We start from the raw sequence: 16,876 nt of genomic DNA on the forward strand, positions 1-16,876 counted from the left end.
CTTGTGCGGGCCACCGAGCGAGACGCCCCTACTCGTTCGTGTATTCCTCCACAACGGTCGCTCCGAGCTCGCGCACGATCAGGTCGTGGCCGGAAAGGGCCGAGTCGACGAGGTCCGGGTCGTCCTCCTCGGGCACGTCGTCCTCGGGCGCGACGGGCGGCGGGGCGTGGTGCTGCTGCGCGGGAGCCTGGGGCTGGGACTGCGGTACGGAGGTGGGCGCGGGCGCCTGCCGGGCGGGCGGGGCGGCCTGCGGAGGCTGCTGGGCCTGCGGAGGCTGCTGCGCGGGGGCCCACTGCTGCTGGGGCGCGGCGGGCGGGGCGGAGGACTGGGCGGCCGGGCGGCCGCCGCCGAAGCCGGTGGCGGCGGGCGGCGGGTTGGCGCCGCCCGAGGGGTCGACGATCGCCTCGATCTTCCAGTTCACATGGAACTGGTCGGCCAGGACCTGGCGCAGGACGTCCTCGCTGCCGCTGCTCGCGAAGTTGTCGCGGGCGCCTGCGTTCAGGAAGCCGAGCTGGAGGGTGGTGCCGTCGAAGCCGGCGACCTGCGCGTTCTGACTGAGCAGGATCCAGGTGAAACGGCGCTTGTTCTTGACGGCGTCGAGCATCGACGGCCACATGTTCCGCACCTGGGCGGCGCCTTGGGCCGGGTCACCGGTGGGGGCCGGGGCCGCTGCGGGTGCGGCGGCCTGCGGGGCCGGGGCGGAGGGCGCGGGGGCGGGCGCGGCCGCCGGAGCCGAGGCACCGGGCCAGGCGCCGGGGGCGGGGGCGGGGGCGCCGGGGGTGGCGGCACCGGGCCAGGCGCCGGGCCGGGGCCCGCTCTCGGGCTGTACGGGGGCGGGCGCGGGGGCCTGCTGGACCGGGGCCTGCTGGACCGGGGCCGGCTGGACCGGGGCCTGCTGCACCGGCTGCGCGGGAGGGAGCGGGGGCGGGGCCATCGGCGTATGGGCGTCGGGCCCGGGGACGTACCCCATCGCCGGCGCGGGCGAACCGGCCGTGAAGACGGCGGCGGGCGCGGGCGCCCCGGCGGTGCCGCGCTCAAGGCGGTCGAGGCGGGCCTGCATAGAGCGCTCGTCGTCGAAGGCGGCGGGCAGCAGCACGCGCGCGCAGATCAGCTCCAGCTGGAGCCGGGGCGAGGTGGCGCCGCGCATCTCGGTCAGCCCCGTGTTGACGAGGTCGGCCGCGCGGCTGAGCTCGGCCGCGCCGAACACGGACGCCTGCGCCTGCATGCGCTCCACGACGTCCACCGGGGCGTCGATGAGCCCCTTCTCGGCGGCGTCGGGCACGGCGGCGAGGATCACGAGGTCGCGCAGCCGCTCGAGAAGGTCGGCGACGAACCGCCGAGGGTCGTTGCCGCCCTCGATGACCCGGTCGACGACCTCGAAGGCGGCCGCCCCGTCACCGGAAGCGAACGAGTCCACGACCGAGTCGAGCAGCGACCCGTCCGTATACCCGAGAAGAGAGGTCGCCATGGCGTATGTCACACCGTCGTCGGCGGCTCCGGCGAGCAGCTGGTCCATCACGGACATCGAGTCACGCACGGATCCGGCGCCGGCGCGCACGACGAGCGGCAGCACGCCGTCCTCGACGGGGATGCCCTCGTGCCCGCAGACCTCGCCCAGGTACTCCCGCAGGGTGCCGGGGGGCACGAGCCGGAAGGGGTAGTGATGGGTCCGGGACCGGATGGTCCCGATGACCTTCTCGGGCTCGGTCGTGGCGAAGATGAACTTGAGGTGCTCCGGGGGCTCCTCGACCACCTTCAGCAGGGCGTTGAAGCCCGCCGAGGTGACCATGTGCGCCTCGTCGATGATGTAGATCTTGTACCGGCTGGAGGCGGGCCCGAAGAAGGCCTTCTCCCGCAGGTCACGGGCGTCGTCCACACCACCGTGGGAAGCGGCGTCGATCTCGATGACATCGATGGACCCCGGCCCGTTCCGCGCGAGGTCACGGCAGGACTGGCACTCGCCGCAGGGCGTGGGAGTGGGACCCTGCTCACAGTTCAGACAGCGCGCGAGGATGCGCGCACTGGTCGTCTTGCCACAGCCTCGCGGCCCGCTGAACAGGTACGCGTGATTGACCCGGTTGTTCCGCAGGGCCTGCTGCAACGGGTCGGTGACATGCTCCTGCCCGATGACCTCGGCGAAGGACTCGGGGCGATAGCGGCGGTACAGCGCGAGAGACGACACGTATACGAGGTTATAGGCGCCCACCGACAACCCGGGCACGACGAGAGATCGTCGGGATAGGACGAGGGGTCGTCGGGTACGGCGGGAGATCGTCGGGATACGACGAGGGATACGCGGACACGGCGAGAGACCGTCGGATACGGCGAGAGATCCCTGGGAACGCAAGCGCCCCTCACGCACCCGCCAGAGCCAACCTACCCTTGCTGCCTTCCGGCCCTGGGGGAGTTCAGTCAGATAGCGCCACGTGAGGGGCTCCGCCAAGGGTACCCGATCCCGACCCCCTCCCGGACCCGAGGTCCCGATCACGCGCACTCCCCGCGAACCCGATCTGGATCACGTTCGCGAGCACCCCTCAGCGTCTTGTATTGTTTGCGGCGGAGGATTCGCCTAGTGGCCTAGGGCGCACGCTTGGAAAGCGTGTTGGGGGCAACCCCTCACGAGTTCGAATCTCGTATCCTCCGCCAGTGCCTCACCGGGCACGATGTCGAAGGGCCCCACCGTTCGCGGTGGGGCCCTTCGACATGCCCTGGTCTCATTTGCAGTCTCGTTCATCTCCGGCATTCAGGTCATTTAGCACGGCGCGCCAGGATCAACCGCACTCCGGCCCATCCGCACCTCGCTCTCCGTGGGTGAACTGCCCACCGAGTGCCGACGGTGGGCCCGTCGAATGCGCAATCCTTGGCTCCGCTCGGGGCTGCTCCGGTCCCAGCCCGTGTTCCCGGCCTCGCGAGGTGTTCCCCATGACGTCCCGATCCACGCTGACGGCCTGGCTGGCCGGCCTCGACGCCCCGCGGCTGGCGCGTGTACTCGGGATACGGAAGGACGCCGTGGCGCCACCGGAGCCACGTTCCATGGAGGAGTTGGCGGAACGTCTTCTGCGGCCCGGCTCGGTGGCACTCGTCCTGCCGCGGCTCCCCCTGCCGCACCTTCAAGTGGCCGAGGCCCTGGCCGCCTGGGGAACGCCCTTGTCGCACGGCGACCTGGCGAAGGCGCTGGGAGCGACGGCACCCGCTGCTGCTCTGGAGTTGGACGGCGCGCTGATGGCTCTGGCCGATCACGCTCTGCTCTGGCCGGACGGCAACGGAAAGCTCGACATGGCCGCACCGCTGCGGCAGGCGTGGGACGCGCCCCTGGGGCTGGACGCTTCACTGGAGGAGCTGTTGGAGGGTGTGACCTCCGAGGAGCTGCGCGGCATGCTCGTGGCACTGGGCATCAAGCCGCCCGGCACCAGGCAGCAGCGCACGGCCGCACTCCTGGAGCACCATGGCGATCCGCAACACGTCGCCGCGGTGATCACGAAGGCCCCTTCGGCCACCCGACAGCTGCTGGAGCGACGGGCGAAGTCCGCACCACAGCACACGGAATTCGTCGTGTTCGGAGCTCCCATGGCCGATGTCCCGCCGGGTGAGCGATGGGCCCTGGACAGGGGGTTCCTGATCCGCAACCGCCACGGATACGGGCCGGCCCGCATGCCCGCCGAAGTGACACTCGCGCTGCGCGGGCCGGACTGGCGTGCGCCGTTCGATCCCGTACCGCCCGTGGCGGAGCTGGTGCCCGTCCCCGCGGTGGAGGTGGAACGGGAGGCAGCGGCGGCGGCCACGGCGTTCGCCGCCCACGCCGCCTCGGTCCTGTCGGCCTGCTCGGCGGCTCCACCGGCCCGGCTGAAGTCCGGCGGGATCGGCGCGCGTGAACTGGGGCGGATCGGCAAGGCCGCGCAGGCCGACGACGCGGTGGTACGCATCACCCTGGAGATCGCCTACTCGGTCGGGTTGCTGGGCGCCGACGGCGACCGCATCGCACCCACCGCGGTATACGACACCTGGGCGGTGCAGGAACCGGCAGCGCAGTTCGCCGACCTGCTTCACGCATGGTGGAACCTGCAGTTCACTCCCTCGCAGTACCGCGACGAGGACAACAAGTCGCTTCCTGCCGTGGCCGGGGCCCCTCGCTGCAGCGCCTGCCTGCAGGCCCGGCGCGGGCTGCTCGCAGCGGCGGCAGCGCTTCCCGAGGGTCAGGGTGTGCGGGTCGGCACCGATCTGGGTCCGCTCGTCGCCTGGCACCGTCCGCTCGCTCATCCGTCGTTCCACGACGAGACGCCCTTCGCCGCGACGGTCCGCGAGGCCGAGCTGACGGGTGTCATCGCCCGAGGCGCTCTCTCCCGGCTCGGTGCGGCCCTGGTGACCGGTGACCGGGAGGAACTGGCCGTCGCATGTCGACGGCTGCTGCCGGAGGCCACGAGAACAGCCCGGTTCGGTGGCGACCTCACCGCCATCGTCACCGGTACGCCCTCCGCACGCCTGGCCGAGCTCCTGGATTCGACCGCCGACCGGGAGACCAGCGGCACGGCCTCGGTATGGCGCTTCAGCGGCGACAGCGTCCGCCGCGCCCTGGACACCGGTCGCGCTCCGGACGAGATCTCGGCCGAGCTGACCGCCGTCGCCGACGGCCCCCTGCCGCAGCCCCTGTCCTATCTCGTCGCCGACGCCGCCCGCCGTCACGGCCGTATGCGCATCGCCCCCGCCGCCTGCGTCATCCACAGCGACGAACCCGCGCTCCTGGCCGAGCTCGCCGCCCACCGGACACTCGCCGCGCTCGGGCTGCGGCAGCTCGCCCCGACGGTGCTCGTCAGCGGCAGCTCGCCCGACAAGACCCTCGCCGCGCTCCGGGACCAGGGCTATGCGCCCGTCGCCGAGGCCGCGGACGGGACCGTACGCATCGAGAAGGTGCCGCCTCGACGGGCCGCCGCCGTTCCTGCCCCTCGGAAGCCCACCACGGAGGCCGGCACCGGGCGCTCAGCACACCGAGCGGCGGAGGCGCCTGCCGCAGTCGACTCCTTCGGTTTGGCGGTCCGACTGCTGGCCACCCCGCCGACCGCTCCGAAGCCCGACCCATCCAGCAACGGAGTCCCCTTCGGCACGGACACCGAGGAGATCGTCGCCGGATACGCAAAGCAGCTGACGTACACAGACGTCCGCCAGCTCGCCCACGCCATCGACACGGGCACGGCCATCACCGTCGAGTACGTCGCCGCCTCGGGCAGCCGCACCGTGCGCACCCTCGGCCGCCTCGAACTCGACCCGCCCTACCTGGAAGCGTGGTGCCACCTACGCGACGCCGAACGCGTCTTCACGCTCTCCCGCATCCACAGTGTCATGCCGGCGTAGGCAGACGACCTGGCGTACGCCCACGCCGAGGAGCGGCGGCATCGCTCCCCGGGGAAAGCCGGGACTCCGGGCATCCGTCGAGATATATTTGATGGCACAGGTGATATCAGGAGGGATGCCCCATGAGTCGAACCGTGATCGACCTGGACGACGAGCTGCTGGCCGATGTCGCCCGAGCACTCGGCACCAGTACCAAGAAGGAGACGGTCAACACCGCGCTGCGCGAGGTACTCGAAAACCGGCGGAGGGCGCTCGCACTCGCCCGACTGCGCGCGGCCTCCGCCGACGGCGCCTTCGACCTGGAGCTCTTCCAGGAGAAGGGCGATTACCGTCGGTGAACGCCGCGCAGTTCCTGATCGACACCAGCGCCCTGGCACGCTTCATGCGCACCGACGCCGAGCAGTTCGGCTGGGACCAGGCAGCCGCCGCCGGACTCATCGCGACGTGCCCGATCACGGAGCTCGAATTCTTCTACAGCGCCCGCTCCGCGGCAGACCGCGCTCAAGGCATCGAGGACATGCGTCTGCTGTTCGGATGGGTGCCGGTCGATGACCGCGCCTATGACCGCGCCTGGCAGGTACAGGAAGCGCTCACCAAGCGAGGACAGCACCGCAGCGCCGGAGCCGTGGATCTGGTCGTGGCCGCTACGGCGGAACTGCAAGGGCTGACGCTCCTGCACTGCGACCGCGACTTCGAATGCATCGCAATGGTCACCGGCCAGGCCCTTCAGTGGTACGGACCGGACACCGGCAAGTAAGTCAGAAAGACGCCGGGCTCCGCTCTGTCCGCGGTCTCACTTCTGGTCTCGTTCACACCTGTCCGGACCCGTCCGGACGGGGCTACCGCGAACGCTCCGCCGCAGATCAGGACACCCACGGCCCTCGCCGGACTCCCGTACGAACATTTGGAAAGCGTGTTGGGGGCAACCCCTCACGAGTTCGAATCTCGTATCCTCCGCAGCCGCCTGAACAGGCGAAACGAGAAGCCGAGCCGCAATCTGCGGCTCGGCTTCTCGTCGTGCGCTGGTTGCATTTCTGGTTGCGTTTATACGCATACAATTCAGGCATTTCGAGGAACTGGGCAGCCCCGCTCCCGCCGCACCGCAGCGGCCGGCGCCCACCAGCGGGGGAGTCCGCTCCCGTACGGCATCTGCGGATCGCAGAGATAGGCCCATCCTTGAAACCCGTGGCGGGTCTGCCCGCTGGCATGGTCCTGATCTCGCGAGGTGCCCCGGCATGAAGTCCCGATCAACGCTGGCGACATGGTTGGGCGGCCTCGACGGCTGTCGTCTGGTACGCGTGCTCGAGACGCGGAGGGACGCCACGGCCGCTCCGGAGCCGCGCTCGGTGGGGGAACTGGCCGACCGTCTTCAGCGCCCGGGATCGGTGGCGCTTGCCCTGCCGCAGCTCGCGCTGCCGCATCTCCAGGTCGCCGAAGCGCTGGCGGCGCTGCGTGCGCCCGCGTCGCGCGATGACCTGGCGAAGCTGCTGGGAGTTGCAGGCGACGACACCACCACCCGCGAACTGACGGCCGTGCTGGAGGCGCTGGCCGATCATGCTCTGGTCTGGCCGGACGGCGCGGAGAAGCTCCGCATGGCCGGACCCCTGCGGCAGGCGTGGGACGCGCCTCTGGGACTGGATGCCCCGCTGGAGGAACTGGTCGCGGGCACGACCTCCGACGAACTGCGCGGCATGCTCGTGGCACTGGGGGTCAAGCCGCCGAGCGGCAAGTCGCAGCGGCTGGCCGCGCTGGTGGAACACCACAGCGACCCGGAGCGGGTCCTCTCCTTGGCCGCCAAGGCCCCTGCGGCGACTCGGAAGCTGCTCGAAGGCCGAACAGGAGCTGGGGCCGCGAGGCCCGCGCGGTTCATCATGTTCGGGAGTCCGGGCCTCGAGCTCGAACCGGGCGCTCGATGGGCACTGGAACGGGGGTTCCTGATCCATGACCGTCACCGCTACGGCCCGGCCCGTATGCCCGCCGAGGTGACGCTCGCGCTGCGCGGGTCCGGCTGGCACGCCCCGTTCCAGCCAGTCCCGCCTTCCGTGGTCTTGGCGCCGGTCACCCCGAGCGAGGTCGACCGCGAGGCGTCGGCCGCAGCCGCGGCGTTCGCCACCCACGCCGCCTCGGTCCTGTCGGCCTGCTCGACGACCCCGCCGGCCCGGCTGAAGTCCGGCGGGATCGGTGCGCGTGAACTGGCCCGGATCGGCAAGGCTGCCCAGGCCGACGACGCCGTCGTACGCCTCGCCCTGGAGACCGCGCATGCCGCCGGGCTGCTGGCCCGGGACGGCGATCGCGTGGCCCCCACCGAGGCTTACGACGCCTGGGCGGAGCAGGAACCCCCGGAGCAGTTCGCCGTATTGCTCCAGGCATGGCGGAACCTGCCGCTCACCCCCACCCAGGCGCGCGACGAGGACAACAAGGCTCTCCCCGCCCTCGCCGGCGCACCGCCCTGCAACGGCTGTGTGCATGCCCGCCACGGGCTGTTGGCCGCAGCCGCGCGGCTCCCGGCAGGGCAGGGCGTGCGGGTCGCGTCGGATCTGGGGCCGCTGATCGCCTGGTACCGCCCCCTCGCCGACTCGTCGCCGGACGGACCGCCGTTCGCCACCGTGATCCGCGAGGCCGAACTCCTCGGCGTACTCGCGCGAGGCGCCCTTTCCGCCATCGGCATCCACCTGCGGACCGGCGCCGCGGAGGGGCTGGGCGTCGAGTGCCGGCGGCTGCTGCCCTCAGCCACCTCGACGGCCCGGATCGGCGCCGACCTCACCGCCGTCGTCACCGGCACACCGTCCGCGCGACTGGCCTTCCTCCTGGACTCCGTCGCGGACCGGGAGACCAGCGGCACGGCGTCGGTGTGGCGGTTCAGTGCCGGCAGCATCCGCCGTGCTCTGGACGCCGGCCGTACCCCCGAAGACATCACGGCCGACCTGGCCGCTGTCGTACCTGATCGCCGATACCGCACGAGGCCACGGGCGTGTACGTATCGCCCCCGCCTCCTGCGTCCTCCACGGCGACGAGCCCGCGTTCCTGGCCGAACTCACTGCCCATCGCAGGCTCGCCAAGCTCGGACTGCGACAGCTGGCGCCGACGGTGCTGATCAGCCGCAGCCCGCTCGACACGACCCTCGCCGCGCTCCGGGCCGAGGGGTACGCCCCCGTCGCCGAGACAGCCGAGGGCACGGTACGCATCGAAAGGGCCCGGCCTCAAAGGGCCGCTGCCGTTCCGGCTCCGCGCGGCTCCAGGACAAGGGGCAGCGGCCGGATCGCCACGAGCACGGCGAAGGAATCCGCCGCCTTCGACCCGAACGCCTTGGCGTTCCGGCTGCTGGCGGCTCCGCCCGCTCCCGAACCGGCGCCACTCGACGGCGGAGCGCCCTTCGCCACGGACACCGAGGAGATCGTCGCGGGATGGGCGAAACGCCTTCCGTACAGCGACGTCCGCCAGCTGGCTCATGCCATCGATGCCGGTCAGGCCATCACGGTCGAGTACGTCGCGACCTCGGGCAACCGGACCGTGCGCACCCTCAGCCGCCTCGACCTCGATCCGCCCTACCTCGAAGCCTGGTGCCACCTTCGGGGCGCCGAGCGCGTTTTCACCCTCTCCCGCATCCACAGCGTGATGAGCCTCGCACCATGAGGGAGAATAGTATCGGCTGAGATACTATCTCCGGCGATACTATTTCTCACGGGAGGCTTGTATGCGGCGCTTCATCGGGCGGGATCGCGAGCTGAACGTGCTCGGCACCGCCTTGCAGTCGCTTCACGATGCCGTCGGGTCGGTGAAACCGGGGCAGTGCATCCTCATGCGTGGACGGCGGCGGGTCGGCAAGTCCAGCCTCGTCGAAGAATTTCTCCGACGCACCGAAGTGCCGTATCTGTTCTTCACCGCGGCGGGCGGCACGGCGGAGGACGAGCTGACGGAGTTGCTCGACGCCGTCGCCAGATCCACCTTGCCGGAGCGGGAGCTGTTCTCGGAGGAGACTCCAGAGCAGTGGAATTCGGCATTCAGGTTGCTCTCGGAGATCCTTCCCGACGACAGCCCGAGCGTGGTCGTCGTGGACGAGGTTCCGTACCTGATGGACCGCATCGATGCCTTCGAGGGCATGCTCCAGCGGGCGTGGGACCGTCTGCTGAGCCGCAAACCCGTGCTCCTCCTCCTGGTCGGGTCCGACCTGTCGATGATGGAGGCGCTGAACAGCTACGACCGGCCCTTCCACCAGCGAGGCCGAGAAATGGTCGTGGGGCCGCTGAACCCGGCCGACATCGGCGAGATGCTCGGTCTTGAGCCGGCGGCCGCCTTCGACGCCGCCCTGATCACCGGCGGTCTTCCGCTGATCTGCGCAGAGTGGCGGCCCGGGGCCGACGTCTGGGAGTTTCTCCGCGATTCGCTGGACAATCCGATCTCGGCGCTACTGGTCTCCGCCGAGCGGTCACTGGCCGCGGAGTTTCCGCCGCAGGCGATGAGCCGGGAAGTTCTGCGGGCCATCGGAAGCGGGGAGAGAACCTTCACCAACATCGCTCGCGCGGCGGGCGGTATCGCGCACACCACTCTCACCCGGGCGACCGACGTCCTCACCGAGAAACGGGTGGTGGCAGCCGAGCTTCCCCTCTCGCTGAGGCCGTCGAAGGAACGCCGCTACCGCGTGGCAGACCCCTACCTCCGTTTTTGGCTCGCGTTTCTGGATCCGCACATGGCGGAGATCGAGCGGATGCGGGGGGATCTCACGCTGAGCCGGATCCAGGAGCAGTGGACGAGTTGGCGGGGGCGTGCGATCGAACCCCTCGTCCGGGAATCCCTCGCCCGCCTCCTGCCGGACGGGCTCCTGCCCGCCGCTCCGGCGATCGGCGGGTACTGGACTCGCAGCAATGACGTCGAAGTCGACCTGGTGGGCGCCGACCGGCAGCCGGTGGCCAAGGAGCTGCTCTTCCTCGGTTCGGTCAAGTGGCTGGAGAACTCCGCGTTCGACGGCCACGACCTGGCCGCGTTGCAGAAGCACCGGGCCGCGATCACCGACGAGCCGGTACCGCTTGTGGCGGTCTCGCGCAACGGGACCACCTGTTCCGGACTCCAGGCGGCGTACGGACCCGAAGCACTGCTCGGCGGCTGGCGCAGGGCCTGATCAGGGCCCGGACTCCTGTGGTTGCAGTTCTGGTTGCATTCGCCTCCGTTCGGGGCCATCCGAACGGAGGCAGTCAGAACGCTCCGCCGCAGGTCAGGACACACACGGCCCCCGCCGGACGGGCGTACGAACATTTGGAAAGCGTGTTGGGGGCAACCCCTCACGAGTTCGAATCTCGTATCCTCCGCCAGTGCCTCACCGGGCACGAAGTCGAAGGGCCCCGCTGCTTGCAGCGGGGCCCTTCGACGTTCTGCGTTTCAGCCGGTCGCGTGCACCTCCGCCGGTGCCGCCGGCAGGCCGCGTAGGCGGGTTACCGGGGACAGGACGAGCGCGATCAGTACGGCGGCGGAGGCGAGTGCCGCCACGGTCAGGGCGGCCCGGGCGCCGATCGCGCCGGACAGGAGGCCCGCGGACAGGCCGCCCAGTGCGCCGCCGCCGAACAGCAGGGTGCGGAAGACCGCTGTCATCCGGCCCATCATCGACTGCGGGGTGCTGGCCTGGCGCAGGCTGACGATGACGACGCCGGCGACGCCGAGCCCGAGGCAGGTGGTGAAGAAGGAGAGGACGAACATCCCCACCATCACCGGCCGGGGGCCGCCGGCCAGGACGATCAGTGACGGGCCGATGAGCAGGGCCGACTGGGCGACCAGGTAGACGAGGCCCAGCCGGAATCGCCGGATGACCTTGCGGGAGATCGCCGCGCCGATCAGTCCGCCCACGGAGGCGGTGGCGAAGATGGCGCCGAGGGTCGTCGAGTCCAGGTGCAGGTCCCGCGTTCCGTACAGCAGGAACATCGTCCACACGGTGATCATGGAGAAGTTGCAGCAGAACCCGATCAGGGCCAGCGAGCGCAGGACCGGGTTCCTCAGCACCAGACGCAGGCCGTCCCTGAGCTCGGTCGGCAGGTGCCTCCGGGCGGCCGGCGGTTCGGGACGGGGCTCGGGCGTGCGGATGAGGAGCAGGGAGATCAGGGACACCAGGTAGGAGAAGGCGTCGACGATCAGCGCCACGGGCGCGGTGAGGGCTCCGACCAGTACGCCCGCGAGCCCCGGCCCCGCCACGTCGGCCGCCGATGAGCTCATCCCCATCTTGGCGCCGGCCTCCACGTAGTGCTTGGGGTCGCGTACGAGTGTGGGTACGTACGACATCCAGCTCACGTCGAACAGCACCGAGGCGACGCCCACCGCGCAGGCGATCACGAGGAGTGAGGTCAGGCCGAGCGCGTCCGTCCAGTACAGGACGGGGACGAGGGCGAGGAGGAGCATGCGGACGAGGTTGGCGCCCAGCATGATCCGCCGGCGTCTGGCCCGGTCCACCCATACCCCGAAGACCAGGGCGAGCCCGAGGTACGGGACGAGCTGCAGGAACCTCAGGATGCCGACCTGCTCGTCGGTGGCGTCGAAGGCGGTGATCGCGGTGAGGGGCAGGGCCAGGTTGGTGACCTGGTTGCCGAGGAGCGAGAGGGTCTCGCCGAGCCAGAACTTCAGGAAGTCGCCGTTGCGCCAGAGGCTCGCGCTGGAGTCCTTGGACTCCTTGTATTCCTTCGACTCCTCGGGTTCCTTGGGCGGCTCCTTGGTGCGTGCCTGTGTGGCGGTCATCGGCGGACCTGGCCTGCCAGATCCGCGACCGCCTCCGCCACGTGGTCCACTTCCTCCTCGGTGTTGTAGTAGTGCGGCGACAGGCGCAGGCACCAGTCGACGTTCTTGTCCCCGAAGTCGAACTGCGCGAACTCGCGGAAGCTGAGCGCCGAGTTGATCCCGCGGGCGTCCATGGCCGCCTTGAACGGCTGCGGCTGCCAGCCCGCGACGCCGACCGTGACGAGCGCGGCCAGGCGCGGGCCCCGGTCGAGTACGCGTACCCCCGGGATCGGCGCGAGCCGGTCGCGGAGCCGGGCCGCGAGCGCGGGGGTGCGCTGCTGGATGGCCTCGATGCCGACCTCGCGGGCGTAGCGCGTCGCGACCGCGCTGCCGAGGACCGTGGCGTACGGGAACTCCCACTCCTCGAACCGGGCCGCGTTCGCCACGGGCTCGTAGCCGCCCGGCTCGGTCCAGCGGGCACCGTGCATGTCGATGAACAGCGGCTCGTAGCCCGCGCGCAGGACGCGATCGGAGACGTACAGGAATCCGGAGCCGCGCGGGCCGCGGAGGAACTTGCGGCAGGTGGCGGTGAGGAAGTCGCAGCCGATCTCCTCCACGTCGATGACGAACTGCCCCACCGACTGGCAGGCGTCCACCAGGTAGAGCAGGTCCAGCTCGCGGCAGTGGCGGCCGATTTCGGCGACGGGGGAGACCAGGCCCGAGTTGGTGGGGACGTGGGTGGCGGACACCAGGCGGGGGCGGTGGGTCCGCATCAGCGCGGCCATCGCCTCCACGTCGACCCCGCCCTCCGGGGTGTCGGGCGCGTGGACGATGCGTACGCCGAAGCGCTTGCGCAGGGAGAGGAAGGCGATCTGGTTGGAGACGAAGTCGTCGCGGGTGGTGAGGATGACGTCGTCGGTCTCGAACGGGATCGAGGACAGGGCGTTGGCGTAGGCGTGGGTGGCGCTGCCGGCGAACGCGATGCTGTCGGGGGTGGTGTTGATGAGGGCGGCGATCTCCGTGTAGAAGTCCCGGACTTCGGCGGCTCGGGCGGCCGACGCCTCGTAACCGCCGATCCGTGCTTCGAGGTTCAGATGGCCGACCATCGCGTCGAGGACCGGGGCGGCCAGCAGTCCGCAGCCCGCGTTGTTGAAGTGGATCACCTGGCGGCACCCCGGGGTGTCGGCCCGCAGGGCGGCGACGTCCAGGTGAGGTGCTTCCCGAAGTGTTTCCCGAAGTGCACCCCGAAGTGTTTCCCGACCAGGACCAGAAGCGCTACTGTTGTCTCTCATGAACGACAGTAGCACTTCTAGTGCTGGGACTTCCGGAGAATTGGCCGAGAGTCTCCGCGCCCTGGTCTCCCGGCTGTCGCCCGGCGACCGGCTGCCGAGCAGCCGGGAGCTGGTCAAGGAGTACCGGGTCGGCCCGGCGACCGTGGCACGGGCCATCGCCGCGCTGGCCGCCGAGGGCGCGGTGGTGACCCGTCCGGGCAGCGGTACGTTCGCGGCGCGGCCGGGCGGGCTCCGCGACGCCGCCGACGGCAGCGACACGGATACCGACTGGCAGACGGTCGCCCTCACCGACCGCGCCGTCGACACCCACCTGATCGCCGACCCGCTCGGCCCGCCACCGGCCGGGACGATCACGATGGACGGCGGCTACGTGCACCGCTCGCTCCAGCCCACCCGGGCCCTGAGCGCGGCGCTCGCGCGGGCGGGCCGCCGCCCGGACGCCTGGGACCGCGCCCCGGCCGGCGGCCTGATGGCGCTGCGCACCGTGTTCGCCCGGATCGTCGGCGGCAGCGTGGCGTCGGAGGACGTGCTGGTCACCGCCGGCGGGCAGAGCGCGCTGTCGATCGCGTTCCGGGCCATCGCCGGGCCCGGCAGCCCGGTTCTGGTCGAGTCCCCCACCTACCCGCGGGCCCTGGCCGCCGCCCGCGCCGCGGGGCTGCGGCCCGTTCCGGTCCCGCTCGACGCCGACGGCCTGCGGCCCGACCTGCTGGCCGACGCGTTCGCGATGACCGGCGCGCGACTGCTCTACTGCCAGCCGACGTACCAGAACCCGACCGGCACCGTGCTCGCGCCAGAGCGGCGCCGCCAGATCCTCGACGTGGCGCGCGCCTCGGGCGCGTTCGTACTCGAGGACGACTTCGCGCGGCACCTGGGGCACGGTGGTGCCGTGCCGCGACCGCTCGTCGCCGACGACCGCGACGGCACCGTCGTCCACGTCACCTCCCTGACCAAGCCCGCCGCACCGAGCCTGCGGATCGGAGCCCTTGTGGCCCGCGGCCCGGTGATGGAACGCATGCGGGCGGTGCGCCTGGTCGACGACTTCTTCGTCACGCGCCCGCTGCAGGAGGCCGCGCTGGAAGTGCTCAGCTCCCCGTCCTGGGACCGGCACGTCCGCGCCCTCGGCACGGCGCTGCGAGAGCGGTGCGCGGTGCTGGCCGCGGCGGTCACTCGGGAGATCCCGGGCGCGACGGTGGCCGGGTTGCCAACGGGCGGGCTGCACCTGTGGGTTCGCCTGCCGTCGGGCGTGGACGACGCCGTCCTCACCGGCGCGGCCCGGCAGCGCGGCGTCGCCGTGAGCGCCGGCAGTCGCTACTTCGCCACCGAACCGCCGGCGGCGCACCTGCGCATCGGGTTCGCCGCGACCGCCGATCACGCCGAGCTGACCGAGGGCGCACGGCGGCTGGGACTCGCGCTCACCGACGTCGGCCCGAGGGAGGGATGAGGCGTTCGTTCTTCCTGACGATTCATTCTTCCCGATTCGTTCTTCGCGATTCGTTCTTCCCGATTCGTTCTTCCTTACGACATGTCGAAGCTCAGGAAGGTGTGGGCGGTGAGGCGGCTTGTCGGGAAGCCGAGTTGGGGGTCGGTCAGCATGCGGAGGACGAATTCGCCGAAGCCGTAGTCGTGGCGTTCCCAGGTGCGGAAGTCGTGCCGTACGACTACCGGCCAGGCGTCGGGGTCGGTGGCGCCGGTCTGCCAGGCGAAGTCGATCTCGCGCTCCGAGGTGCCGAAGCGCAGCAGGCCGGTGCGGCCGTGCTTCGCGTCGTGCTCGGCCCATGTCACGAGGTCCAGGCCGCCCTTGGCGCCGGGGACGAGGAGGTCCAGGTACCAGTCGAAGCTGCCCGCGCCGAAGAGGTCGGCGGTCTCCTTGTAGTCGCTCGGCAGCGCCGTGCCCAGGGCGGCTTCGACGGCGGACCAGTCGACGGCCGGCTGGGGCATCGGCTCCCAACCGGTGACGATGCGCAGCTTCTCCGCCCAGGACGCGCCCTCCGGGAGCCCGCCCGCCGCCGGGTCCTCGCGGTCGGCGAGCACGACGAACAGGCGGGTGCCGTCCGGGGCGTCTAGGGCGTCCAGGGCGTCCAGGGCCTTCGGGGAGGCGACTTCGGCGCAGCCGATCCAGTGGGACCAGTGGGACCACGCCCGTAGCTCCAGCAGGTCAGCGCCGATATCCGCACCGAAGGGCTCCAGGAGGGCCAGGCCTGCGTACTCGGTGAGCGACGGGTCGGCGACACCGTCGGAGACCAGGCTCCGGGACCGGCCCGCCCGCCCGCCGATCGCGGCGACGAGCTCCCGCAGAGTGCCCCCTTCGGGGACCTCGATCAGGGTCGGGACGTCGCCGGGTATGCGCTCATGGAGCAGCTTCCATACGGTGTCGAGGAGGGGGGAGTGATCCATAACCCCCACTCAACCGCACAGGGCCGATCCGTTCAGCGGATCGATGCGGTACGTACGTATCCGCCGGCGTTCTCGTCGTCCGTGCCGAGAACGCCGTCCGTGGAGCCGGCGCCGGGGAGGCACTCCACCGCCTCGACCTTGTATCCGGGGAAGGTTCCGAGGACGGTCGGGGAGCTGTCGAGGGTGACCCGGACCCGGCCCGTGGACGACACCGTCACGCGGCCCGCGTCGGTCACCGCCGAGTCGAAGGGGCCGTCGTCGCCGGCGTCCGCCGCCGAGCTCACGACGAGGCGGCCCGCGTCGGTCACGGAGATGTCGGAGATGTGGCGCGTGCCGGCGTCGGTCGGGTACGGCGCCCGGTAGGCCCGCCGCGTCACGGCGCCGAACAGCGGCTGCCCCCAGGCGGCGATGGTCATCGGCGCCGCGTAGAGCGTCGCGGGGCGGTCCTGGCCGGCGCCCCGGTCCGCCCAGAGGGCGGCGAGCTTCCCGTTCTGCGCGATGAGCGCGAAGCTCTCGAAGTCGTCGCCGTCGCCGATCGCAGGGAGCGGCGCGTAGTCGAGGACCGTGGCCGTGGAGCCGTCGACCTTGAGGCGGTAGACGATGCCGCGGGCGGCCAGCGCCACGTACTCCCCCGGCGCCCCGGGAACCGCTTCGATCGCCTCCAGGTCGACCGGTTCGGCCCCGTTCCAGGTGAGCGGGGCGACGGAGTCGGAGGCGGTGGCGGAGGCGGTGGCGGTGGCGGAGCCGTCGTGATGGGTGATGCGGGAGAGGCGCTGCCGGCCGGTCCGCTTGTTGTCGTGGACCACGAGCAGGTTCACGCCGCTGCCGTCCGCCGTCCGCCCCTCGTACGCCAGTCCGCTGACCCCGCTGCGGGCGTCGCCGCCGACCTTCTGCCATGTGCCGTCCGCCGCACCGACCGCCGGACCGGTGCCGAGCACGGTCAACAGGGTGGCCGCCGCCGCGAGCCAGGCCGTGCGTCGCCGCACCATCGGGAGTTCCACTGGTCGCTCACCTTCTGTCCGATCAGACGCGCGGTCACGCGCCGGACGTCAGGTTATTGATCATGGTGAGGCGGACCCCAGTGCCGCATACGCCGTCCGGCGGAGCGCGAAGGCGCACGCGAGGGGCGTACGCGGGCGGGGCGCGATCAC

General features: G+C 71.3%; 10 protein-coding genes, 1 tRNA gene, 1 other RNA gene and 1 pseudogene. 7 read left to right on the forward strand and 6 right to left on the reverse strand.

Features of this window, described 5'->3' with window-relative positions; translation table 11 throughout:
• Positions 1-28: 28 nt before the first annotated feature.
• Both Q5762_RS26515 and ffs read right to left on the reverse strand, forming a co-directional pair.
• Positions 29-2,182 (reverse strand): DNA polymerase III subunit gamma and tau, encoded by a 2,154-nt coding sequence (locus tag Q5762_RS26515; RefSeq protein ID WP_315894755.1) that lies wholly within the window; start codon positions 2,180-2,182, stop codon positions 29-31.
• A gap of 158 nt (positions 2,183-2,340) precedes the next feature.
• Positions 2,341-2,439: signal recognition particle sRNA small type (gene ffs, locus Q5762_RS26520), an RNA gene on the reverse strand.
• A 119-nt stretch (positions 2,440-2,558) separates the two neighbouring features.
• Here ffs and Q5762_RS26525 point away from each other — a divergent pair.
• The 6 genes and pseudogenes from Q5762_RS26525 (at position 2,559) to Q5762_RS26560 (ending at position 10,462) form a co-directional block, all read left to right on the forward strand.
• Positions 2,559-2,646: transfer RNA gene (locus tag Q5762_RS26525), tRNA-Ser, on the forward strand.
• Positions 2,647-2,922: 276 nt separating this feature from the next.
• The gene (locus Q5762_RS26530; RefSeq protein WP_315894756.1) at positions 2,923-5,346 is read left to right on the forward strand and encodes a helicase C-terminal domain-containing protein; all 2,424 of its coding nucleotides are present in this window, start codon (positions 2,923-2,925) and stop codon (positions 5,344-5,346) included.
• Positions 5,347-5,468: 122 nt separating this feature from the next.
• The gene (locus Q5762_RS26535; RefSeq protein ID WP_046777527.1) at positions 5,469-5,684 is read left to right on the forward strand and encodes a type II toxin-antitoxin system VapB family antitoxin; all 216 of its coding nucleotides are present in this window, start codon (positions 5,469-5,471) and stop codon (positions 5,682-5,684) included.
• A complete protein-coding gene (locus Q5762_RS26540; RefSeq protein ID WP_315894757.1) occupies positions 5,681-6,103 on the forward strand; it encodes a PIN domain nuclease in 423 nt (140 codons plus the stop codon). The genes Q5762_RS26535 and Q5762_RS26540 overlap by 4 nt, the downstream gene beginning before the upstream one ends.
• Before the next feature lie 478 nt (positions 6,104-6,581).
• Positions 6,582-8,979: pseudogene (locus tag Q5762_RS40050) on the forward strand (helicase-associated domain-containing protein).
• A gap of 61 nt (positions 8,980-9,040) precedes the next feature.
• Positions 9,041-10,462 carry an ATP-binding protein gene (locus tag Q5762_RS26560; protein WP_315894758.1) on the forward strand — a complete coding sequence of 474 codons (1,422 nt, stop codon included), beginning with the start codon at positions 9,041-9,043 and terminating at the stop codon, positions 10,460-10,462.
• Positions 10,463-10,719: 257 nt separating this feature from the next.
• Here Q5762_RS26560 and Q5762_RS26565 read toward each other — a convergent pair whose 3' ends face one another.
• Both Q5762_RS26565 and Q5762_RS26570 read right to left on the reverse strand, forming a co-directional pair.
• A complete protein-coding gene (locus Q5762_RS26565) occupies positions 10,720-12,060 on the reverse strand; it encodes an MFS transporter (protein WP_315894759.1) in 1,341 nt (446 codons plus the stop codon).
• Complete coding sequence (locus tag Q5762_RS26570; protein WP_315894760.1) at positions 12,057-13,202, reverse strand: aminotransferase class V-fold PLP-dependent enzyme; 1,146 nt, start codon at positions 13,200-13,202, stop codon at positions 12,057-12,059. Before Q5762_RS26570 ends, Q5762_RS26565 begins: the two co-directional genes overlap by 4 nt.
• A gap of 169 nt (positions 13,203-13,371) precedes the next feature.
• Here Q5762_RS26570 and Q5762_RS26575 point away from each other — a divergent pair, with 169 nt between their 5' ends.
• The gene (locus tag Q5762_RS26575; RefSeq protein WP_315894761.1) at positions 13,372-14,772 is read left to right on the forward strand and encodes a PLP-dependent aminotransferase family protein; all 1,401 of its coding nucleotides are present in this window, start codon (positions 13,372-13,374) and stop codon (positions 14,770-14,772) included.
• A 74-nt stretch (positions 14,773-14,846) separates the two neighbouring features.
• Here Q5762_RS26575 and Q5762_RS26580 read toward each other — a convergent pair whose 3' ends face one another.
• Entirely contained in the window at positions 14,847-15,725 is an 879-nt protein-coding gene (locus Q5762_RS26580; protein WP_315894762.1) for a hypothetical protein, read from the reverse strand.
• 32 nt (positions 15,726-15,757) lie between these two features.
• Positions 15,758-16,726 carry a hypothetical protein gene (locus Q5762_RS26585; protein ID WP_315894763.1) on the reverse strand — a complete coding sequence of 323 codons (969 nt, stop codon included), beginning with the start codon at positions 16,724-16,726 and terminating at the stop codon, positions 15,758-15,760.
• Positions 16,727-16,876: the final 150 nt, after the last annotated feature.

Origin of the sequence: Streptomyces sp. P9(2023), assembly GCF_032436795.1 — a bacterium.
In the GTDB taxonomy this organism is placed as follows: Bacteria; Actinomycetota; Actinomycetes; order Streptomycetales; family Streptomycetaceae; genus Streptomyces.